Raw genomic sequence first — 20417 nt, 5'->3', positions numbered from 1 at the left:
AAACGCTCGACTGGGAAACCCCAGCCGAGCGCCTCGCTAAGCTCCTCGCAACAGCCGCATGATCAGCGGTGTTGCCACGAACCCTTGAATTCGCCCTGACCCGGGGGTTTCACATGGAGCGGGTGACGAGAATCGAACTCGCGCTCTCAGCTTGGGAAGCTGAGATCATTTTGGGCTGCTACAGGCGTTGACCTCGCCGAACGGCTTCGGCGCGCTCCGGTCTCGTCGACACCGGTCCCTGCCCCCTCCGGGTGAACGCCGGGAGGGCCTTCCGCCTCGTGATCTACGCGGGCGGGCCACATCACCGGCAGGTCCTGCCTGAGCTGGCCCGGCGTGCTCTCCGAGCGTAGGCCCCGGCAGGTCGACCACCACAGCGAGGTTAACACTTGCATTAACATTGTGGCCGTGGCTCAATGGGAAGTGGTTCTCGTCGGGGAGGTCGCGGCGTGGTTCGAGGCACTGGCCGAAGAGGACTGGGACAGCTCTGAACAGGTAGAAGACGCTATCGACATGTTGGCGGCAACGGGCCCGACGCTCGGCCGTCCGCTGGTGGATCGGATCAAGGGTGCTGAGAACCATCACCTGAAAGAGTTGAGGCCGGGATCATCCCGGAGCAGTGAGATCCGCATCCTCTTCGCCTTCGATCCGGTGCGCCGGGCAGTACTGCTGGTGGCCGGCGACAAAGCCGGAAACTGGCAGCGCTGGTACGACATCAACATTCCGCTTGCTGAGGAGCGGTACCAGGCACATCTGGCCGATCTTGAAACTAGGGAGTATGAATGAGCACCGTGAACTGGGAGGAGACCAAGCGCAAGGCGCGCGAGCGGCGTGCGGCCTCTGGGTTGCCGGTGCGGTCGCCTCAGGAGAAGCAAGCGGCCATGGACCGGCTGACCGCCGAAGTGCGCGCTCACAAACTCGCGGAGGTCAGGCGTGAACAGGCGTTGACTCAGCGCCAAGTGGCCGCGTCAATGGGGGTTTCGGCACCTCGGGTCTCCGCCATCGAACACGGTGAGCTGGATCGCGCGGAGGTCGCGACCCTCCGGGCCTACGTGGAGGCGCTCGGCGGTCGACTGCGTGTAGTCGCAGATTTTGGGGACGCGGAGTACACCGTCGCCTGAGGCGCGCCGAAGCTCTCGTCAACCAGCAAGGCCCAGGTCGCGGACCTGGGCCTTCTCCATGGAGCGGGTGACGAGAATCGAACTCGCGCTCTCAGCTTGGGAAGCTGATGTTCTACCATTAAACTACACCCGCGAGTGACGCCGGACGGTGCCGGTGTCGACGCACTGTCACCCTACCCCATCCCCGGCCCCCGGCGCTGAAGCCGTGGGGCCCGGTTGCGTTTGAGGGGTGGGACGGGGCTGCGGGGGACGGGAGTTGGGGCGTACGGTGGACGTGTGGGAGAGGGTCCGGGTGGGCCGGAGTGCCGCCTGGAGAGTCGTCCCTTCCATCCCGTAACGTGGCATTTGTCGTCAGGCAAGTAGCAGCCAGACGCGGCTCTTGGGGAAGGGACTCCAGAACTTGATGGAGCGCACCGTCGTCCGTTGTGCCGATGGGCACGTGTTCAGCACCGCTTCGTTCCCGATGCAGCAGGCCGAGCGACTCGGTCCCGGACGGCTCGTCCGGTGTCCTCGTTGCGCCCGGCTTCGCAGCGTCGTTCCGGTGACCTTGGAGAAGCAGCCCGTGGAGAAGCGGTCCTTGGAGAAGCAGTAAGGATTCGGTACCAGGCGCGCGGACCGTCCGATTGTGGTCGGTCCGCGCGCCTTGCGTATCCTCGGGGCGTGCTTCTCTCAGACAAGGACATCCGGGCCGAGATCGACGCCGGGCGGGTACGGATCGATCCCTACGACGAATCCATGGTGCAGCCGTCCAGCATCGACGTACGACTGGACCGGTTCTTCCGGGTGTTCGAGAACCACCGGTACCCCCACATCGACCCCTCCGTCGAGCAGTCCGACCTGACGCGGCTCGTGGAGCCGGAGGGCGACGAGCCGTTCATCCTGCACCCCGGGGAGTTCGTCCTCGCCTCGACGTACGAGGTCATCACGCTCCCCGACGACCTCGCCTCCCGGCTGGAGGGCAAGAGCTCGCTGGGGCGCCTCGGGCTGGTCACGCACTCCACGGCCGGCTTCATCGACCCCGGCTTCAGCGGCCACGTCACCCTGGAGCTGTCGAACCTCGCCACGCTCCCCATCAAGCTCTGGCCCGGCATGAAGATCGGCCAGCTGTGCATGTTCCGGCTCTCCTCGCCGGCCGAGTTCCCCTACGGCAGTGAGCGCTACGGCTCCCGCTACCAGGGCCAGCGCGGCCCGACCGCGTCCCGCTCCTACCTCAACTTCCACCGGACGCAGGTATGAGCGCCTCCGCCGCCCGGGAGAACCTCACCTACGAGGCGTTCGGCACCGCCGTGCGCGAGCTCGCGCAGACCATCGCGGACGACGGCTACGAGCCGGACATCGTGCTCAGCATCGCCCGCGGCGGGGTCTTCGTCGCCGGCGGTCTCGCGTACGCGCTGGACTGCAAGAACATCCACCTGGTCAACGTGGAGTTCTACACGGGCGTCGGCACGACCCTGGAGATGCCGGTCATGCTCGCCCCCGTCCCCAACGCGATCGACTTCTCCGACAAGAAGGTCCTCATCACCGACGACGTCGCCGACACCGGCAAGACGCTCAAGCTGGTGCGCGACTTCTGCGTCGACGCGGTCGCCGAGGTCCGCAGCGCCGTCATCTACGAGAAGTCCCAGTCCCTGGTGAAGTGCGAGTACGTCTGGAAACGCACCGACGACTGGATCAACTTCCCGTGGAGCGTTTTGCCTCCAGTACATAGGTCTGGCGAGGCGCCCAAGGAGAACCGGGAAGCGGTCTGACGTGGAAGCACGAGTGCTCACGGGACCTTCGAAACCCTCGGATGATCGCTGAGGGACTCCGGCCCCCTCGATGCGAAGTACGGGCGGAGCAGTTGCTGAAGGCCTATAGAGCTGGTCGGGGCGACTTGTGAGGGCCGAGGCTGGTCGGCTATAGCTGGCAGAGTTGAACAGTCTCAGGGGTCTCGTTGAGCAGCATGCGCAAGCCGCGAATACTCGTAGCTAGTAGGTGCTCTTAAGTTCCCGGATGGCTCGGGCCTTGTACCGTCGCTCCCTCCAGTTCATCAGGGCGTACTTGCCAAAGAGCCGAGACCTGCCGTACTCGTGAAGGCGGCCGGTAGTCAGGTCACGCAGCCATGTGGCCCCGTCTGAGTCAGTGAAGCTCACTGCCCATGGGATGACCTTCGTGTCGCCGGTCCGACGCGGCGTTTCTACGGTCTTTTCCTCATCCGCCCGGAGTGTGCCAGTCATTCCGAACCCTTCGAAGAGGAGGCGGTGTCCTTCTCCTGGGTTGCCACGCAGCAAGCCATGCATCGTGATGTTGTGAACTGTGCGGTCTGACGCATTCAGCACGTGCGTCGTGTATCCGTCATTTCCACGGTTCCTACAGCAAATGACTTTGAGAGCGTCGGCTTGCTCCGCCTTTCGACGATCACGTAAAAGGATGTAGAAGCCCAACAGAAGTGATCCGCCGGTGAGTACGGCACTCAACCAGGCAGGCACAGTCCCCCAGTCCGCTCCACTCATGATCGACAGTATGACGCCAACAAGGCATGCACGCTGGGAAGTTGTCCAGTGGGCGACCAAATCCCGATGATCTAGGTAGTGCCCTCCCGGGGTTGATCGCTGCGGCTCCCCGCTGTTCCCCGGTAGTCACTGCCTGGTCGGGCACGTGAGGGGCCTGGGTGGGGCATGCTGTAGACCTGACCACTCCTGCATGCCTCTGGAGTCTCGTTGAAGCTAGCAGACTGGGCGCCGATCATTGTGGCCGGAGTCACAATCGTGGGTGGCGTCTTCCAGGCTCGTCGCAAGCGCCCCATGACCAGGGAGATCGTTAAGCAGGACGTTGAATTGTTGGGGCTGCTCCCCGAGGACAGTGAGGCGAAGGAGCTCCTCGCTAAGCACATCGATGCCACGGTGCGCAAGATCGTCGAGGATGAAGATCAGCGAACTCGCGAGTATGCGGGATCTTGTTTGGCGATCGGCTTCCTTGCCGTCTCCGTCTTCCTGCTGGCGAGCTGTGTGGCTCGTGGCGGGGCCTGGTGGTGGCTGGCAGCACCAGCGGTCTTCATCGGGCTTCTCGGAGCCACTGGGTTGGGGCAGGACGCTGTGCCTCGGCGGCGCGACGCACGTGGGAGACCGCTCTAGACGCGCTAAAGTCGCGGAGCCGACCGCCCCAGCCCCCGCGGGTTTCTTCCCCGTGATGGCCGCGCTCGCCCGTCCGGCCGGTGGCCTGGTGCGGGATCGGCGGACCGTGTGAACGCCCGTGCATCACGCAGCGTCGGCCCGCATGCCACCGCCACCACGATCCGGCCTCTATCGGTAACACAAAGCGTCTGTGACCTGCACCGTCAAGGTCACCGTTCGCCCCCGTGCCTGTGTTGGATTTGGCCGCTGCGTGTGGCGACGGGCGGGCGGCGACGTGCGGCCGGTGGCGGAGACATGGAGGCGGCGCGGCCCTCGACCCTTGTTCGACCCCTTGTGGGCTACCGGGTGGAAAGGGGTGCGCGTGTGTCCTGTGAGACGTGGGCGTTAGGGGTCTAGCTGCTGTTGGTCTTTCCATCCCTGAGGTCGGATCGTGGTGGCGGTGGCATGCGGGCCGACGCGTCTGTTGATGCGCCTGGGCGGAGCTACGGGCCCGAAGATCGGCAAGCGCCGCTGGCTGCCGGACCGAGCGAGCGGAGCGAGCCTTGATGAAGTAGGGAAACTCCCACCGCGCCGGGATCAGCGATGTGGGGCGACGTAGCACACTGCGTCGATGCTCTGGCCATTTCCGTAGTGGTGGGGGGCTCGCCAGATCTCGCGCCATCCGAGTCGTTCGTAGAGCCGCATGGCCGCGATGTCCTTGGTCATCACGTCCAGGACAAGGCGAAGCCCGTGCTCCTCGGCGTGGCTCATGGCGGCCTGCATGAGGCGCTCGCCGACCGCATGCTTCCTGGCTGGCTTGACGACGAACAGCCTGGCCAGGATGGCTATCTGATCTTCCCTGTCGCCGCTCTGCTGCATCCAGAGAGAGACCGCGTCCTCGCCGTGCGGACGCATGATCGCCACGTGGCCGACTACGGCTCCGTCCAGCTCTCCCACCCATGCGGCGATCACGTCGGCAGAGCGCAACCAGGCTTCAGGCTGGTCGACTCCTTCGACTGGGTACCCGTCGGTGGCGTGCACGTCGACCAACGCCGCTGCGGCGTTGGCCAGATCATTCTCCGTGAAGGGGCGGACGATCACAGACTTCACGTACGGCTCCTCGTCACTCGACTGGTAGTTCGTAGAGCAAGCCGGTCTGGTCGGCCCGGTGTACGTACCGCGAGACCTCGAAGGGGACTCCGTCTTGGTCCAAGCTCGTGTGCAGGACTTCCAGGACGGGCACCCCAGGCAGGAGTTCGAGGATCGCGGCCTCTTCAGGTGTGGGCATCCTCGCGCTGATCTCGTCGCGGACCCGGGTCATGACGTGGCCCAACTCCTCTAGACGGCCGTAGATGCCATCCTTCCCGGTCTTGGGCTGCATGAGCATCGTCCCCTGGTCGGTCGAGCCGCCCGTGATCAAGCGCACCGGCCAGGTCCTCGACGCCTGAGGGCGGGCCGCCCTGCCGTGGCGTCATGAGCGATCACTCGGAAGCGGCTGTCGCACCCGTCGAGGCCTTCGAACCGCCCTACTACGTCGCCGTGTTCAGCACGATCCGGAGCCAGGACCAGAGCGGCTACAGCGAGACCAACGCGCGGATGGAGGAGCTGGTGAAGGACATCCCCGGGTACCTGGGGATGGATCACGCGCAGACGCCCGGCGGGCTGGGCATCACCGTCAGCTACTTCCGTCACGCCGAGGGCCTCACCCGAGCGTTATACGTTGCATGTCGCGAAGGTGGAGCACAGCAACGCCTTCGAGCGAGAAGAAACTCCCTAGAACGTCCTAGGGCGTCCTAGAACGTCCCCAGCTTCACGATCGACAGCAGCGCGATCAGCTGGATCGCGGACGCGCCGAGCGCCTTCGGCCAGGGCAGGTCGTGGGAGGCCTTGACCATCAGGGTCAGCAGGGCGCCGCCCGCCACCCAGGTCGCCCAGCCGAGGAGCTGGACGAAGGACGCGTCCCCGCCGAGGAACATCGCCACGACCAGGCGGGGCGCGTCCGTGAGGGACATGATCAGCATCGACAGGCCCACCGTGGGCTGCCACGCGCCGTCGCCGCCGAGCTGGCGGGCCAGCGTGTGGGTGACCACACCGAGCACGAACGCCGACAGGACCATGGCGACGGCGGTCGTCAGGACGATCGGGACGGCGTTCGACAGCGTGGCGTTGATCGCGTCCTTGCGGGCGTCGTCGAAGCCGAAGACCGCGAGCAGGCCGTAGAGGAAGGTCACGACGAGGGCCGGGCCCCACATCGTGTAGTCGCGCATCCGCAGGAAGGTCTGGTTGGGGGAGAGCACGATCCCCTTCAGCAGCTCCTTCCAGTGCAGCCGCGGACCGACGGGAGCGGCCGGGGCCGAGCCCGCGCGGTAGGTGCCGCCCGGGGTGTAGGGGTCCTCGCCGACGGAGAACGCCTGGGTGTGGCCCGGGTTGTTGGCCGCGTACGGCTCCGGGTCGCCGTACGGTCCCTGCGCGGGTGCGCCGTCGCCGAAGTACTCCGGCTCCTCGTGGCGGCCGCCCTGCGTCCACTGGCCGTTGCCACCCGTCGCGTACGGCGCCTGCTGCCGGCCCGGGTGGGGCTGCGGCGCGGGCGGGTAGCCGTACGACGGTCCCTGGGGCGCCTGCTGCCCGTACGACGGAGGTTGTTGCGGTCGCGTGTGAGGAGCGCCGTTGTCCCGGCCGCGTCCGATCCTGAATCCAGCCACGTCTTCGAACGTACCTGGTCCCGGAGATCGACGTGCCCGGCCCGACGATCCGCGGACGGCTTTGCGGCCGAGCTGTGACATCCCCTAAGGGAGCACCCAGGGCTTACCTAGGGGACGCCGTACCGGCTTCAGGAGGTCAGGAACGCCGAGGTCGAGAACGTCACCGCCGGTTCGGCCGCCACCAGCCCCTTCTTCGCCCCCGGATACACCGTCACCGTGTCCTTCGTCTCACCCCGGTACGTCCGTACCGCGAGGTCCGCCCGGCCGTCGCCGTCGTAGTCGCCCACGCCGACGACCCGCGAGGTGCCCACGGCGTCCGGCTCGACGGTCACCACGTCCTTGGTGGACAGGCCTGTCGTACGGCCGTGGAAGAGCCGAAGTCGCGAGCCGCTGGAGACGAGTTCGCCCAGGCCGTCCCCGTCGAAGTCGGCGGCGTCGAGCATGGAGCCCGCGGAGTCGAGGGAGCCCTTCGTCGCGGCCGGGAGGTCGTAGCGCAGAGACGTTCCTCCCATCGCCCCGACCGCCGCGTCCAGCGCCTTGCCCTTGCCGAAGGCGCCGAGGGCGACATCGATGCCGGACGGCAGGGCGGCTCCGGTGCGGGTGGGGCCCTGCGGGCCGCCCAGGACCACCGCGGAGGTGCCCGTGCCTTCCGTCGTACGGACCACGAGGTCGTCGTACCCGTCGCGGTTCACGTCGGCCGCCGGGCCCGTGGGGACCTCGCCCGGCGACGCGACCGGGGCGCCGGCCGCGCGCGGGGCGCCCTTGCGGGTGAACGGGCCGCGCAGATAGCTGAGTTGGCCGCCGGTCGCGTGCAGGACCAGGTCCTCGGCGCCGTCGCCGTCGAAGTCGCCGCACACCGGCTGGTCGGGCCAGTCGTTGCCGTCCCGGGCGGCGGGCGGGACGGTGAGGTGAACGGCCTTGCCGGTCAGGCCCGTTGGCGAGCCGAAGAGGATCTGGAGCGGGACCGGGGGCCGGCCCTGGCCGTCGTAGGGCGGGTCGGTGGAGACCAACAGGTCGGTGAAGCCGTCCTGGTCGAGGTCGCAGGTGGTCTCCGGGTCGAAGACGGCGGGGAGTTGGCCGTCGGTGGCGGCGCCCTGTTTCCCCGGCGCGATCAACTGCCGTGCGCCCGGCACGAGTCCGCGCGCGCTGCCGTAGACGATCCCGATCCCGGCGTCGTCGGCGTGCGCCTGCGCCTTGACCAGGTCACCGAGGACGAGGTCGCGGTGGCCGTCTCCGTTGAAGTCGTCGGGGACCTTGCTGCCCTTGCCTCGTGGGACGGGGAGTTGGGCGACCTGGGTGGGGGAGGGGGCGGCGGAGCCGGTGTGCTGGGTGGGGCCGCAGGCGGCGAGGAGGAGGGAGGCGCACAGGGCCGCCGTACACACAACACCGCCATGCCTGCGCACCGTTCACCTCGTCAGCATCATTGACAACGACCCCCGCAATGATGCACTTGTTCGACAAACGGCGACAGTCCTGTGTACGCCGGTGACGGGGGAGAGGCGGGCGAGGGGTGCGGTTCGCGCTGGTCTGGGCGGTGCGGTGGTGCGGGGTGGGGGGCGTGGGGTGCCACGGCGGTCGCGGCCACCTGGCTGTCGACGAGGACGACGATCTGCCGACGGTCGCCGCCGGGCGCTGGAATGCCTTCCCCGACAGCGAGCCGGGCGGTATGGCCCAGTTCGCCTTCGTCCTCCTGGCGGTGTACGTCGGCACGTCGATCGGGAGTCTGCGATGAGGGCCACGCTGGTCTGGACGGTTCGCGTGAGCGGAGTGGTGGGGTGGTTCGCCGCGGCGGTGGCGTGCTGGTGGCTGCTGGGGGTGGCGTACACGCCCCGGCCGTGGACCGGGCCGTTGGTGGGCGGAGCGGTCGTGACGGGGTGCGCGGTGGTGCGGGCGGCGGCGCTGTGGGGCTTGCGGCGCGGGCACGCGCGCGTGGACCTGGAGAAAGCCTCCGGTGCCTTCGAGTCCGTGGGCTGGGTCCGGGCCCGCGCCGGTGCTCTCTGGCTGCTGCTGACCTTCGCCTGTGGCGCCCTCTTCGTCGGGCTGATGACGGCCGGCATGGGGAACGAGCGGGTCGCCGAACTGCGGGACGCGGGCGCGCGGGTGAGCACGGCGACGGTGGTGGAGTCGCCGCGCGCCGTCCGCGAGGACCTGAGCGAGGACGTCGTACGGGGATACACGTCCCGTCTGGTGGTCGCCGTACCGGACGGCCCCGAACGGCTCGCCACGCGCGCGTACACCCACGACAGGCCGCGCACCGGCACCGAGGTCGAGGTGCTGTGGGCACCCTCGGCGCCGGAGCTCGGCGGCTATGTCCATGAGCGCGAGAGCCTGCGGACGCTCGCCGCGGGGCGCTGGGAGGCGTTCCCGGAGGGGGCGAACGGCCGGGACGCGCTGGTCGCGTTCATCCTGGCCATGGTCACGATCGGCCTCTTCGCCCTGGTCTTCACGTTCACCGCGGGCCCGCGCGCTCTCCAGGAGCTGGCCTGGTCCGCACCGGTCCAGACGTTTTACGCCGTCCTCGTCACCGCGGTGTTCGCCGGCTGGCGGCCGCTTCTGACGGGCGACCCGGTGAGCCCCGTCGAGGGGCTGCTCGGGGTGGGCGGCTTCGGGATCCTGGTGCTGACGTACATGTTCATGGCGGGGCGGACCATCGGGGAGAGCTGAGGGTACGACGACGCCCCCGGGTCCGGGTGGGACTCGGGGGCGTCGGGACGGCCGTAGAAGCTACTTCACCGGCTCGGGCTCCGGGGCGCTCTCCGTCTCCTCCTCGCCGGCCGGGTCGACCGGGGTCTTCACCGACTCCAGGAGCAGCTGGGCGACGTCGACGACCTGGACGGACTCCTTGGCCTTGCCATCGTTCTTCTTGCCGTTCACGGAGTCCGTGAGCATGACCAGGCAGAACGGGCAGGCCGTGGAGATGATGTCGGGGTTCAACGACAGCGCTTCGTCCACGCGCTCGTTGTTGATGCGCTTGCCGATCCGCTCCTCCATCCACATCCGCGCGCCGCCCGCGCCACAGCAGAAGCCGCGCTCCTTGTGGCGGTGCATCTCCTCGTTGCGCAGGCCCGGGACGTTGGCGATGATCTCGCGCGGGGGCGTGTAGATCTTGTTGTGGCGGCCCAGGTAGCAGGGGTCGTGGTACGTGATGATGCCCTCGACCGGGGTCACCGGGACCAACTTGCCCTCGTCCACCAGGTGCTGGAGCAGCTGGGTGTGGTGGATGACCTCGTAGTCGCCGCCGATCTGCGGGTACTCGTTGCCGATCGTGTTGAGGCAGTGCGGGCAGGTGGCGACGATCTTCTTCGCCGACCTGGGCTTCGCCGACTCGGGGACGACCTTGCCGTCCTCGTCCATCTCCTCGCCGAACGCCATGTTCAGCGCCATGACGTTCTCCATGCCGAGCTCCTGGAAGAGGGGCTCGTTGCCGAGACGGCGGGCGGAGTCACCGGTGCACTTCTCGTCGCCGCCCATGATCGCGAACTTGACGCCCGCGATGTGGAGGAGTTCGGCGAACGCCTTCGTGGTCTTCTTGGCGCGGTCCTCAAGCGAACCCGCACAGCCGACCCAGTAGAGGTACTCGACCTCGGTGAGGTCCTCGATGTCCTTGCCGACGACCGGGACCTCGAAGTCGACCTCCTTGAGCCACTCCAGGCGCTGCTTCTTCGCCAGGCCCCAGGGGTTGCCCTTCTTCTCCAGGTTCTTGAGCATGGTGCCCGCCTCGGACGGGAACGCGGACTCGATCATCACCTGGTAGCGGCGCATGTCGACGATGTGGTCGACGTGCTCGATGTCCACCGGGCACTGCTCGACACAGGCACCGCAGGTGGTGCAGGACCACAGGACGTCCGGGTCGATGACGCCGTTGTCTTCGAGAGTGCCGATCAGCGGGCGCTCGGCCTCCGCGAGGGCCGCGGCGGGCACGTCCTTGAGAGCCTCGGGAGACGCCTTCTCCTCGCCCTCCATGGTCTTGCCGCCGCCCGCCAGCAGATAGGGCGCCTTGGCGTGCGCGTGGTCCCGCAGCGACATGATCAGGAGCTTCGGGGAGAGCGGCTTGCCGGTGTTCCAGGCGGGGCACTGCGACTGGCAGCGGCCGCACTCGGTGCAGGTGGAGAAGTCGAGCAGGCCCTTCCAGGAGAACTGCTCGACCTGGGAGACGCCGAAGACGTCGTCGTCACCGGGGTCGGTGAAGTCGATCGGCTCGCCGCCGGAGGTCATCGGCTGGAGGCCGCCGAGGGCGGTCCCGCCGGTCGCCTCGCGCTTGAACCAGATGTTCGGGAAGGCCAGGAAGCGGTGCCAGGCCACACCCATGTTGGTGTTCAGCGAGACGACGATCATCCACACGAAGGACGTGCCGATCTTGATCATCGCGACGAAGTAGACGAGGTTCTGCAGCGCGGAGACGCTCAGCCCCTTGAAGGCCAGCACCAGGGGGTACGAGGCGAAGTACCCGGCCTCGTAGCCGTCCACGTGGTGCAGCGCGCCCTCCAGGCCGCGCAGCACGTAGATGGCGAGGCCGATGGTGAGGATGACGTACTCGACGAAGTACGCCTGGCCCGCCTTGGAGCCGGCGAAGCGGGACTTGCGGCCCGGGCGGGACGGCAGGCTCAGCAGCCGGATCGTGATCAGCACGGCGATGCCGAGGATCGTCATCAGGCCGATGAACTCGATGTACATCTCGAACGGCAGGAACTCACCGATCAGCGGCAGCGTCCAGTCGGCCTGGAAGAGCTGGCCGAAGGCCTGCGCCAGGGTCGGCGGCAGGGTCAGGAAGCCGACCGCGACGAACCAGTGCGCGACGCCGACGATCCCCCACCGGTTCATCCGGGTGTGTCCGAGGAACTCCCGCACCAGCGTCACGCTGCGCGCGTAGGGGTTGTCGGTCCGGCTTCCGGCGGGCACGGGCTGGCCCAGTTTGAAGTACCGGACGAACTGACCGATGGCGCGGGCGAGCAACGCCACGCCGACCACGGTCAGTACCAGCGACACGATGATCGCGGCGAGTTGCATTTCGGGGCTCCTCGGGCCTGCGAGGGGTCATTACTAAGCGGTAACTTATGCAGTCCGTCTGAGACTACCCCCATCCTCCGCCGCACTGTAGCCGGGTGCGGGGTGATCTGAATCGCTGAGGGTCACCTTAAAACTCCGATCGTGTTATTCGTGCTGAATTGGTACATATAGCGTTAATTTGGCCCCGTGCTCTACGGGATCGCCGCCGCCACCTCCGCCCTGTTCCTCGCCGCCCTGCTCAGCGCGCTGCTGGGGCCGCTCGCACGGCGGCTCGGACTCGTCGAAAGGGGGCGGCGAGGTCTTCCCGTGGTCGGGGGTGTGGCCGTCGTCGTGGCGGTCGCCGTGGTCGCCGGGGCGGGGGAGTGGACGGGGGTCGCGCGGCTCGGGGGCGAGGTCGGACGGCTGTTGGCGGGGGCCGTGGGTGTCGCCCTCCTGGGGTTCGTCGCCGACGCGCGCCGGGTCGGGGCGCGGGTCCTCGGAGTCGGTACGGCCGTCGCGGCCGTCTGTGTCGTGCCGTACGCGGAGACCGGGGTGCCCGCCGGGATCCTCGCGGTCGGATGGATCGTCTTCGTCGCCCTCGGCTTCCGGGCGCTCGACCACGCCGACGGGCTCGCCGGGACCGTCGGGGTCGTCACCGCCTTCGGGGTCGGCGTCTGTGCCGCCGTCGAGGTCATGGACGGGCTCGCCGTGCTGCTGAGCGTGCTCGCCGCCGCGCTGACCGGCTTCCTGATGCACAACTGGCATCCCGCGCGCGTGGGGCTCGGTTCGGGCGGCGCGCTGTTCACCGGGTTCGTGCTCGCCGCCGCGGCCGTGCTGACCCGCGCCGGGCACGGCTTCGGCTCCAGTACGGCCGTGCTGTTCGCGATGACCGCGGTGGTCGCCGCCGACGTCCTCCTGGTGACCCTGGCCCGCCGCCGCTCCGGACGCCTCGCGCACCGGCTGCGGCGGCTCGGGATCACCCCGCGCGGGGTGACCGTCCTGCTCGGTGCGGGGGCCTTCTCCGGGGTACTCGTCGGGGTCCTCGTGCACCTCGGGTGGGTCGCCGGATCGCGGGTGCTGTGGGTGGTCGGCGGCACCCTGGTCGTCGTACTCCTGCTGCTGCGGGCTCCGATTCCGTCGCAGGTCAGAGGCCGGTTGCGTGTAAGGAACGGATAAGAGTTGAGCCCCCTCGACTCAGCTCTGTTGACCGGGTGGCGGGTGTCGTGCACACTTGAGTCCGTTCCACTCAAGTCAGCTGGAGGAATTCACCATGGCACGTGCGGTCGGCATCGACCTGGGCACGACTAACTCCGTCGTCAGCGTTCTTGAAGGCGGCGAGCCCACCGTCATCACCAACGCCGAGGGTGCCCGGACCACGCCGTCCGTCGTCGCCTTCGCGAAGAACGGCGAAGTGCTGGTCGGCGAGGTGGCCAAGCGCCAGGCGGTCACCAACGTGGACCGGACCATCCGCTCCGTGAAGCGCCACATGGGCACCGACTGGAAGACGGAGCTGGACGGGAAGCCCTTCAACCCGCAGCAGATGTCCGCCTTCATCCTGCAGAAGCTGAAGCGGGACGCCGAGTCCTACCTGGGCGAGAAGGTGACCGACGCGGTCATCACCGTCCCGGCGTACTTCAACGACTCCGAGCGCCAGGCGACGAAGGAGGCCGGCGAGATCGCGGGCCTGAACGTCCTTCGTATCGTCAACGAGCCCACCGCGGCCGCGCTCGCGTACGGCCTCGACAAGGACGACCAGACGATCCTCGTCTTCGACCTCGGTGGCGGCACCTTCGACGTGTCCCTCCTGGAGATCGGCGACGGCGTCGTCGAGGTGAAGGCCACCAACGGCGACAACCACCTCGGTGGTGACGACTGGGACCAGCGCGTCGTCGACTACCTGGTGCAGCAGTTCAAGTCCGGCCACGGCGTGGACCTCGCCAAGGACAAGATGGCCCTCCAGCGCCTCCGCGAGGCCGCCGAGAAGGCCAAGATCGAGCTGTCGTCCTCCACCGAGACCTCGATCAACCTGCCCTACATCACGGCCTCCGCCGAGGGCCCGCTGCACCTGGACGAGAAGCTCACCCGCGCGCAGTTCCAGCAGCTGACCGCGGACCTCCTGGAGCGCTGCAAGACGCCGTTCTTCAACGTCATGAAGGACGCCGGCGTCTCCATCAACGAGATCGACCACGTCGTCCTCGTAGGTGGCTCCACCCGTATGCCCGCCGTCGCCGAGCTCGTCAAGGAGCTGACCGGCGGCAAGGACGCCAACAAGGGCGTGAACCCGGACGAGGTCGTCGCCATCGGCGCGTCCCTCCAGGCCGGTGTCCTCAAGGGTGAGGTCAAGGACGTCCTGCTCCTCGACGTGACCCCGCTGTCCCTCGGTATCGAGACCAAGGGCGGCATCATGACCAAGCTCATCGAGCGCAACACCACGATCCCGACCAAGCGGTCCGAGATCTTCACCACGGCCGAGGACAACCAGCCGTCCGTGCAGATCCAGGTCTACCAGGGCGAGCGCGAGATCGCGGCGTACAACAAGAAGCTCGGGATGTTCGAGCTGACCGGTCTGCCGCCGGCGCCCCGCGGCGTCCCGCAGATCGAGGTGTCCTTCGACATCGACGCCAACGGCATCATGCACGTGACCGCCAAGGACCTGGGCACGGGCAAGGAGCAGAAGATGACCGTCACCGGCGGCTCCTCGCTGCCGAAGGACGAGGTCGACCGGATGCGCCAGGAGGCCGAGCAGTACGCGGACGAGGACCACCGTCGCCGCGAGGCCGCCGAGACCCGCAACCAGGGCGAGCAGCTCGTCTACCAGACGGAGAAGTTCCTCAAGGACAACGAGGACAAGGTCCCCGGCGAGGTCAAGACCGAGGTCGAGGCCGCCGTCGAGGAGCTGAAGACCGCGCTCAAGGGCGAGGACACCGCCGAGATCCGCACCGCCACCGAGAAGGTCGCGGCCGTCTCGCAGAAGGTCGGCCAGGCCATGTACGCCGACGCGGGCGCCGCGCAGGCGGCGGGCGGCGCCGACGACGCCGGTGCCTCCCAGGCCAAGGCGGACGACGACGTCGTGGACGCCGAGATCGTGGACGACGAGCGCAAGGACGGTGCCGCGTGACGGAGGAGACCCCGGGCTTCGACGAGAAGCCCGACGTCCCCTCCGGCGCCACCCCCGACGACGCCGAGCCGAAGGCCGCCGCCCCCTCTTCGGAGGCGGGGGCGGCCCCGGCCGGGGACGCATCAGCGCAGATCGCCGGTCTGACGGCGCAGCTGGACCAGGTGCGCAAGGCGCTCGAGGAGCGCACCGCGGACCTCCAGCGGCTCCAGGCCGAGTTCCAGAACTACCGACGCCGTGTGGAGCGGGACCGGATCGCGGTCAAGGAGATCGCCGTCGCGAACCTCCTGACCGAGCTCATGCCCACGCTCGACGACATCGGCCGCGCGAGGGAACACGGCGAACTCGTCGGCGGGTTCAAGTCCGTCGCCGAGTCGCTGGAGACCGTCGCGGCCAAGATGGGCCTGCAGCAGTTCGGCAAGGAGGGCGAGCCCTTCGACCCGACCATCCACGAGGCCCTCATGCACTCGTACGCGCCCGACGTCACCGAGACGACGTGCGTGGCGATTCTCCAGCCGGGGTATCGCATCGGCGAGCGCACCATCCGCCCCGCGCGGGTGGCGGTCGCCGAACCGCAGCCGGGCGCGCAGCCGGCCAAGGACGAGTCCGAGGCCGGCGAGGAGAAGGACAACAGCTCTGAAGAGGGCTGAAGACGTAGCCGGTGACCGGAAGGAGGGGCGTCGGGGATGAGCACCAAGGACTTCATCGAGAAGGACTACTACAAGGTCCTCGGCGTCCCCAAGGACGCCACCGAGGCCGAGATCAAGAAGGCGTACCGCAAGCTCGCCCGCGAGTTCCACCCGGACGCCAACAAGGGCAACGCCAAGGCCGAGGAGCGCTTCAAGGAGATCTCCGAGGCGAACGACATCCTCGGCGACCCCAAGAAGCGCAAGGAGTACGACGAGGCCCGCGCCCTCTTCGGCAACGGCGGCTTCCGTCCGGGGCCGGGCGGTGCGGGCGGCTCCTTCAACTTCGACCTGGGTGACCTCTTCGGAGGCGGCGCCCAGGGCGGGGGCCAGGGAGCCGGCGGCTTCGGCGGCGGGCTCGGGGACGTCTTCGGGGGCCTGTTCAACCGGGGCAGCTCCGGCACCACCCGGGTGCAGCCGCGGCGCGGCCAGGACATCGACACCGAGGTCACCCTCAGCTTCACCGAGGCGATCGAGGGTGCGACGGTCCCGCTCAGGATGTCCTCGCAGGCCCCCTGCAAGGCGTGTTCGGGCACCGGGGACGCCAACGGCAACCCGCGCGTGTGCCCGACCTGCGTCGGCACCGGCCAGGTGGCCCGCGGCTCGGGCGGCGGCTTCTCGCTGACCGACCCCTGCCCGGACTGCAAGGGCCGCGGCCTGATCGCGGAGAACCCCTGCGAGATCTGCAAGGGCTCCGGGCGGGCCAAGTCCTCCCGCACCATGCAGGTCCGCATCCCGGCGGGCGTCTCGGACGGGCAGCGGATCCGGCTGCGCGGCAAGGGCGCGCCCGGCGAGCGCGGCGGCCCGTCCGGCGACCTGTACGTCACCGTGCACGTGGACGCGCACCCGGTCTTCGGCCGCAAGGGCGACAACCTCACGGTGACCGTCCCGGTCACCTTCTCGGAGGCGGCGCTCGGCGGCGAGGTCCGGGTCCCGACGCTCGGCGGACCGGCGGTGACGCTGAAACTGCCGCCGGGCACGCCCAACGGCCGCACCATGCGGGCGCGGGGCAAGGGCGCGGTCCGCAAGGACGGCACCCGGGGCGATCTGCTGGTCACCGTCGAGGTGAGTGTCCCGACCGAGCTGTCGGGGAAGGCTCGTGACGCACTGGAGGCGTATCGCGAGGCGACCGTGGGTGAGGATCCACGGGCGGAGCTGTTCCAGGCCGCGAAGGGAGCTTGATCGAGATGGACGGCCGTCGACGCAACCCGTATGAACTGACCGAGGAGACCCCGGTCTACGTCATCTCGGTGGCGGCCCAGCTCTCCGGCCTGCACCCGCAGACCCTGCGTCAGTACGACCGCCTGGGCCTGGTGTCCCCGGACCGCACCGCGGGCCGGGGCCGGCGCTACTCCGCCCGGGACATCGAACTGCTGCGCACCGTCCAGCAGTTGTCGCAGGACGAGGGCATCAACCTCGCCGGCATCAAGCGGATCATCGAGCTGGAGAACCAGGTCGCCGCGCTCCAGTCGCGCGTGGCCGAGCTCCAGGACGCCGTCGAGGGAGCCGCCGCGGCGATGCGCCAGCGCGAGGCGGCGGTGCACGCGTCGTACCGCCGCGACCTGGTCCCGTACCAGGAAGTGCAGCAGACCAGCGCGCTGGTGGTGTGGCGGCCGAAGAAGCCGAAGGACTAGCTCAGGTGTGGGAAGGGGCCCGGAGATCTCTCCGGGCCCCTTCTCGTACGCCGTCAGCGGCCGCTGAAGAAGCCCAGCGTCGCGCCCTGCGTGCCCTGGCGGCCGTACGCGTCCACGGCGAACACCGTGGCGATGCAGGGGCCGTTCCAGGGGGCCGTCCAGGTGAGCGTGCCGGTGGTGGAGAACTGGTCGCCGCTGGAGCCGCAGGCGCCCGACATCTCCCAGGCGTAGCCCTTCAGGACACGGGATTCGTCACCCGTGCCGGGGACGGCCTTGACCTCGATCGGCGAGCGGCCCGGCACACCGCTCGTGACCAGGCTCAGCCGCGGCTCTGCCGGGCCGGTCGCGGTGGCCGGGGTGAGCCGGTCGACGGTCACCTCGGTGGCGGGCGCCGAGTCGGCGTCCTGGGCGTCGACGGAGGCGACGTAGTAGAGGGCCTTGCCCTGCGGCGCCGAAGCGTCGTCGTACGACGTCCCCGAGGCGCTGCCCAGCAGGCTCCAGGCGCCGTTGGCGTCGGTGCGCCGGTAGACGCGGTAGCCGGTGGCGCCTTCGGCCGCGGTCCAGGTGAGGGCGGTGGAGGCGTCGGCGGGGGTGCCGGTGACATCCGTCGGGGCGGGGACGGCCGAGGCGACGGGGCGGGTGACGGTCACCTTGGCGACCGGGGAGACGTTGGTCGCGGTGTCGACGGTCTGCACCGTGTAGGTGTACGGCACTCCGGCCTCCGCGAGCCGGTCGGCGAAGGACGTCCCGAGGGCGATCTCGGGCCCGTCCGGGTCCGGGTCACCGTTGCGCGACGCCCACACCTCGTAGTGGTCGACGTCCTTCGACGAGGACGCCTGCCACGTCAGCGAGTTGCCCGCCGTGGTGCCCACCGCCGTCAGCCCGGTCGCCGCGGCCGGCGCGGTCCGGTCGACGGTCACCACGGCCTGGTCGGCGGTGCCGCCCGAGGTGTTGCCGGCCTTGTCGTAGGCGCGGACCTCGTAGGAGTAGGTGTCGCCGGTCATCGGCAGGGCGCTGTCGGTGTACGACGTCGAGGTGGTCGTCGCGAGCGGCGCGGCCGGGAACGACGTGCCCTTCAGCCGCCGGTAGACCTTGTACCCGGCGAGATCCATCTCCTTGTTCTTCGCCCAGGAGACCTTCGCCTTGCCGGTCGCCTTGTCGTACGACACCGAAGTGCCGGTCGGGACAAGGGGCTTGACCTTGTCGACGTCGGCGGAGGTGCGGGGCGCGTACGTGACCTTGACCTTGGCGGCGCCGGTCCAGTTGACGTAGTCGATCCGCAGGGTGTGCTTGCCGGAAGGGACGGTGACGTTGGCGGTCTTCTTGACCGTCGTGGAGACGTTCTTCCACAGGTCGATCTTGCGCACGCCGTCGACGTACACCCGCATCCCGTCGAGCCCACTGGCGTTGAGCGCGAACGGCCCGCCCGACCCGAAGTCACGGGTCACGCTCCAGCGCACCCCGAAGTTGTCCTTCGGCAGGCCGGAGACCGGGGCGCCGCTCCAGCTCTGGTCTATCGCCGTGTCGCAGTCCGTCTTCTTCGGGGTGCCGGAGAAGGACGTGTTCGCGTAGAACTGCCGCTTGAAGACCGGGGAGGTACAGGTGACGGCGGCGGAGGCGGGGGTGGCCACGGCGGTGAGGAGGCCGCTCGCGGTGGCGAGCACCAGCGCGCCGGTCGTCGTGCGTCGTGCAGGGTTCATTCAGACCTTCAGTCGTGATCGTCAACGGCGGGTAAAGCCGCTCGCGATCACGACCGACGAAGGCCGGCATTGGTTGTACGGGCGTCCCGGACTGTGAGATTGGGTACGGCCGATTCCTTTACGCCGTGGTCACACGCAACGTTGGGATCTCATTGACCGGTTACATCTTGACGGTTTGGTGAAGACAGCGTTGGCTTCCTTCACCTGGGTCGCGTGAAGCACCCTTGTTCCGGAAGGTAAGCGCGCAGTGATCACCGGTGTCCGTCGTATCGCCATAGCCGTGGCCGCGTCCACGATGTCCCTCTCGCTGGCCGCCTGCGGGGCGCTCGGCGCCGCGAGCAGCAGTGAGGCGAGTCCGACCAAGGGCAACGACATCACCGTGGGTGTCCTCATGCCGGAGGCGACGAACACGCGCTACGCCGAGTTCGACTACCCGATCATCAAGGCCAAGGTCGCCGAACTCACCGACAAAAAGGGCAAGACGGTCTATGCCAACGGCGAGGCCGACGCCAAGAAGCAGGCCAAGCAGATGCAGCAGATGATCGACGACAAGGTCGACGTCATCCTGCTGGACGCCGTGGACTCGCACGCGATCGCGAGCATGGTGACGAAGGCCAAGGACGCCGGCATCCCGGTCATCGCCTACGACCGGCTCGCCGAGGGCCCGATCGACGCGTACGTCTCCTTCGACAACGAACTCGTCGGCGAGGTCCAGGGCCGCTCCCTCGTCGAGGCGATCGGTTCCGGCATCGACACCTCCGACAAGATCGTCATGATCAACGGCTCGCCCTCCGACCCGAACGCCGGCCAGTTCAAGGCGGGCGCGATGTCGGAGCTCAACGGCAAGGTGACGATCGCCGCGCAGTACGACGTGGACGGCTGGAAGCCGCCGATCGCCAAGGCCGACATGACCAAGGCGATCGAGGAGATCGGCAAGGACAACATCAAGGCCGTCTACTCCGCGAACGACGCCATGGCCGGCGCCGCCATCGAGGCGATGGAGAAGGCGGGCATGACGACCATCCCGCCGATCACCGGCCAGGACGCGGAACTGCCCGCGGTGCAGCGGATCGTCTCCGGTGAGCAGTACATGAGCGTCTACAAGCCCTACCCGGGCGAGGCCGAGGCCGCCGCCGAGATGGCCGTGACGAAGATCCAGGGCAAGGACATCCAGTTCGACGCCCTCGCCACGGACAAGGTCGACAGCCCCACCAACAAGGACATCCCGGCCCAGCTCGTCCAGGTCGTCGCGCTGACCAAGGACAACATCAAGGAAACCGTCGTCAAGGACGGCATCTACACCGTCAAGGACATCTGCACGCCCCAGTACAAGGCGGCGTGCGACGCGATCAAGCTGAAGTAGCCGAGGCAGACGGAAGGGGCG

Annotated in this window: 20 protein-coding genes, 1 tRNA gene and 2 pseudogenes; 15 read left to right on the top strand and 8 right to left on the bottom strand. The window is 68.5% G+C overall.

Annotated features, from left to right (window positions below; genetic code table 11):
- Positions 1–405 precede the first annotated feature (405 nt).
- The gene (locus ABZ896_RS34920) at positions 406–783 is read left to right on the top strand and encodes a type II toxin-antitoxin system RelE/ParE family toxin (RefSeq protein ID WP_360937943.1); all 378 of its coding nucleotides are present in this window, start codon (positions 406–408) and stop codon (positions 781–783) included.
- Positions 780–1118, top strand: coding sequence for an XRE family transcriptional regulator (locus ABZ896_RS34915; RefSeq protein ID WP_360937940.1), 339 nt, complete (start codon positions 780–782; stop codon positions 1116–1118). The genes ABZ896_RS34920 and ABZ896_RS34915 overlap by 4 nt, the downstream gene beginning before the upstream one ends.
- A gap of 59 nt (positions 1119–1177) precedes the next feature.
- Here ABZ896_RS34915 and ABZ896_RS34910 read toward each other — a convergent pair.
- Positions 1178–1251 (bottom strand) — tRNA-Gly (locus ABZ896_RS34910).
- Positions 1252–1521: 270 nt separating this feature from the next.
- On the opposite strand from ABZ896_RS34910, the gene ABZ896_RS34905 reads away from it, so the two are divergent.
- From ABZ896_RS34905 to ABZ896_RS34895, 3 genes are all read left to right on the top strand, one after another.
- Positions 1522–1710 (top strand): hypothetical protein, encoded by a 189-nt coding sequence (locus tag ABZ896_RS34905; RefSeq protein WP_360937937.1) that lies wholly within the window; start codon positions 1522–1524, stop codon positions 1708–1710.
- A gap of 68 nt (positions 1711–1778) precedes the next feature.
- On the top strand, positions 1779–2354 hold the full coding sequence (dcd, locus tag ABZ896_RS34900) for a dCTP deaminase (protein ID WP_360937934.1): 576 nt from the start codon (positions 1779–1781) through the stop codon (positions 2352–2354).
- Complete coding sequence (locus tag ABZ896_RS34895) at positions 2351–2866, top strand: phosphoribosyltransferase (protein ID WP_360937931.1); 516 nt, start codon at positions 2351–2353, stop codon at positions 2864–2866. Before dcd ends, ABZ896_RS34895 begins: the two co-directional genes overlap by 4 nt.
- A 219-nt stretch (positions 2867–3085) precedes the next feature.
- On the opposite strand, the gene ABZ896_RS34890 is transcribed toward ABZ896_RS34895, so the two are convergent.
- On the bottom strand, positions 3086–3610 hold the full coding sequence (locus tag ABZ896_RS34890; RefSeq protein ID WP_360937928.1) for a hypothetical protein: 525 nt from the start codon (positions 3608–3610) through the stop codon (positions 3086–3088).
- Positions 3611–3817: 207 nt separating this feature from the next.
- Between ABZ896_RS34890 and ABZ896_RS34885 the strand changes: the two genes are divergently transcribed.
- Complete coding sequence (locus ABZ896_RS34885) at positions 3818–4231, top strand: hypothetical protein (RefSeq protein ID WP_360937925.1); 414 nt, start codon at positions 3818–3820, stop codon at positions 4229–4231.
- A 576-nt stretch (positions 4232–4807) separates the two neighbouring features.
- Here ABZ896_RS34885 and ABZ896_RS34880 read toward each other — a convergent pair.
- Both ABZ896_RS34880 and ABZ896_RS34875 read right to left on the bottom strand, forming a co-directional pair.
- The gene (locus ABZ896_RS34880) at positions 4808–5320 is read right to left on the bottom strand and encodes a GNAT family N-acetyltransferase (RefSeq protein WP_360937922.1); all 513 of its coding nucleotides are present in this window, start codon (positions 5318–5320) and stop codon (positions 4808–4810) included.
- Between the two features lie 13 nt (positions 5321–5333).
- Positions 5334–5606: pseudogene (locus tag ABZ896_RS34875) on the bottom strand (UTRA domain-containing protein); the annotation flags it as partial.
- Positions 5607–5683: 77 nt separating this feature from the next.
- Between ABZ896_RS34875 and ABZ896_RS34870 the strand changes: the two are divergent.
- Positions 5684–5987 (top strand): annotated as a pseudogene (locus tag ABZ896_RS34870) (antibiotic biosynthesis monooxygenase).
- 16 nt (positions 5988–6003) lie between these two features.
- On the opposite strand, the gene ABZ896_RS34865 reads toward ABZ896_RS34870, so the two are convergent.
- Positions 6004–6993 (bottom strand): YIP1 family protein, encoded by a 990-nt coding sequence (locus ABZ896_RS34865; protein WP_360937919.1) that lies wholly within the window; start codon positions 6991–6993, stop codon positions 6004–6006.
- 47 nt (positions 6994–7040) lie between these two features.
- On the bottom strand, positions 7041–8315 hold the full coding sequence (locus tag ABZ896_RS34860) for a VCBS repeat-containing protein (protein ID WP_360937916.1): 1275 nt from the start codon (positions 8313–8315) through the stop codon (positions 7041–7043).
- 107 nt (positions 8316–8422) lie between these two features.
- Between ABZ896_RS34860 and ABZ896_RS34855 the strand changes: the two genes are divergently transcribed.
- Both ABZ896_RS34855 and ABZ896_RS34850 read left to right on the top strand, forming a co-directional pair.
- Positions 8423–8644 (top strand): hypothetical protein, encoded by a 222-nt coding sequence (locus ABZ896_RS34855; protein WP_360937913.1) that lies wholly within the window; start codon positions 8423–8425, stop codon positions 8642–8644.
- Complete coding sequence (locus ABZ896_RS34850) at positions 8641–9576, top strand: hypothetical protein (RefSeq protein ID WP_360937910.1); 936 nt, start codon at positions 8641–8643, stop codon at positions 9574–9576. The genes ABZ896_RS34855 and ABZ896_RS34850 overlap by 4 nt, the downstream gene beginning before the upstream one ends.
- A gap of 60 nt (positions 9577–9636) precedes the next feature.
- On the opposite strand, the gene ABZ896_RS34845 is transcribed toward ABZ896_RS34850, so the two are convergent.
- A complete protein-coding gene (locus ABZ896_RS34845; RefSeq protein WP_360937907.1) occupies positions 9637–11919 on the bottom strand; it encodes a (Fe-S)-binding protein in 2283 nt (760 codons plus the stop codon).
- 186 nt (positions 11920–12105) lie between these two features.
- Here ABZ896_RS34845 and ABZ896_RS34840 point away from each other — a divergent pair, with 186 nt between their 5' ends.
- From ABZ896_RS34840 to ABZ896_RS34820, 5 genes are all read left to right on the top strand, one after another.
- The gene (locus ABZ896_RS34840; protein ID WP_360937904.1) at positions 12106–13074 is read left to right on the top strand and encodes an MraY family glycosyltransferase; all 969 of its coding nucleotides are present in this window, start codon (positions 12106–12108) and stop codon (positions 13072–13074) included.
- Positions 13075–13168: 94 nt separating this feature from the next.
- Positions 13169–15016 carry a molecular chaperone DnaK gene (gene dnaK, locus ABZ896_RS34835; RefSeq protein WP_360937901.1) on the top strand — a complete coding sequence of 616 codons (1848 nt, stop codon included), beginning with the start codon at positions 13169–13171 and terminating at the stop codon, positions 15014–15016.
- Positions 15013–15663, top strand: coding sequence for a nucleotide exchange factor GrpE (gene grpE, locus ABZ896_RS34830; RefSeq protein ID WP_360937898.1), 651 nt, complete (start codon positions 15013–15015; stop codon positions 15661–15663). Before dnaK ends, grpE begins: the two co-directional genes overlap by 4 nt.
- A gap of 36 nt (positions 15664–15699) precedes the next feature.
- Positions 15700–16881, top strand: a complete 1182-nt coding sequence (gene dnaJ / locus ABZ896_RS34825; protein WP_360937895.1) for a molecular chaperone DnaJ — start codon at positions 15700–15702, stop codon at positions 16879–16881.
- A gap of 5 nt (positions 16882–16886) precedes the next feature.
- Complete coding sequence (locus ABZ896_RS34820) at positions 16887–17333, top strand: helix-turn-helix domain-containing protein (RefSeq protein WP_360937892.1); 447 nt, start codon at positions 16887–16889, stop codon at positions 17331–17333.
- Positions 17334–17386: 53 nt separating this feature from the next.
- On the opposite strand, the gene ABZ896_RS34815 is transcribed toward ABZ896_RS34820, so the two are convergent.
- Positions 17387–19033, bottom strand: a complete 1647-nt coding sequence (locus ABZ896_RS34815) for a PA14 domain-containing protein (protein ID WP_360937889.1) — start codon at positions 19031–19033, stop codon at positions 17387–17389.
- 295 nt (positions 19034–19328) lie between these two features.
- Between ABZ896_RS34815 and ABZ896_RS34810 the strand changes: the two genes are divergently transcribed.
- The gene (locus ABZ896_RS34810; protein WP_360937946.1) at positions 19329–20396 is read left to right on the top strand and encodes a substrate-binding domain-containing protein; all 1068 of its coding nucleotides are present in this window, start codon (positions 19329–19331) and stop codon (positions 20394–20396) included.
- Positions 20397–20417: the final 21 nt, after the last annotated feature.

Origin of the sequence: Streptomyces sp. NPDC047072 (genome assembly GCF_040643855.1) — a bacterium.
GTDB lineage: Bacteria > Actinomycetota > Actinomycetes > Streptomycetales > Streptomycetaceae > Streptomyces.
Note: the sequence above shows the minus strand (reverse complement) of the source record. Positions and strands in the feature narration are given on the sequence as shown.

What these genes read in the sequence shown, in the direction of transcription:
- ABZ896_RS34915 (WP_360937940.1), top strand. Translation starts at nt 780, where the DNA reads ATGAGCACCGTGAACTGGGAGGAGACCAAGCGCAAGGCGCGCGAGCGG.
- ABZ896_RS34905 (WP_360937937.1), top strand. Translation starts at nt 1,522, where the DNA reads ATGGAGCGCACCGTCGTCCGTTGTGCCGATGGGCACGTGTTCAGCACC.
- ABZ896_RS34895 (WP_360937931.1), top strand. Translation starts at nt 2,351, where the DNA reads ATGAGCGCCTCCGCCGCCCGGGAGAACCTCACCTACGAGGCGTTCGGC.
- ABZ896_RS34890 (WP_360937928.1), bottom strand. Translation starts at nt 3,610, where the DNA reads ATGAGTGGAGCGGACTGGGGGACTGTGCCTGCCTGGTTGAGTGCCGTA.
- ABZ896_RS34865 (WP_360937919.1), bottom strand. Translation starts at nt 6,993, where the DNA reads ATGTCACAGCTCGGCCGCAAAGCCGTCCGCGGATCGTCGGGCCGGGCA.
- ABZ896_RS34850 (WP_360937910.1), top strand. Translation starts at nt 8,641, where the DNA reads ATGAGGGCCACGCTGGTCTGGACGGTTCGCGTGAGCGGAGTGGTGGGG.
- ABZ896_RS34845 (WP_360937907.1), bottom strand. Translation starts at nt 11,919, where the DNA reads ATGCAACTCGCCGCGATCATCGTGTCGCTGGTACTGACCGTGGTCGGC.
- dnaK (WP_360937901.1), top strand. Translation starts at nt 13,169, where the DNA reads ATGGCACGTGCGGTCGGCATCGACCTGGGCACGACTAACTCCGTCGTC.
- dnaJ (WP_360937895.1), top strand. Translation starts at nt 15,700, where the DNA reads ATGAGCACCAAGGACTTCATCGAGAAGGACTACTACAAGGTCCTCGGC.
- ABZ896_RS34820 (WP_360937892.1), top strand. Translation starts at nt 16,887, where the DNA reads ATGGACGGCCGTCGACGCAACCCGTATGAACTGACCGAGGAGACCCCG.
- ABZ896_RS34815 (WP_360937889.1), bottom strand. Translation starts at nt 19,033, where the DNA reads ATGAACCCTGCACGACGCACGACGACCGGCGCGCTGGTGCTCGCCACC.
- ABZ896_RS34810 (WP_360937946.1), top strand. Translation starts at nt 19,329, where the DNA reads ATGTCCCTCTCGCTGGCCGCCTGCGGGGCGCTCGGCGCCGCGAGCAGC.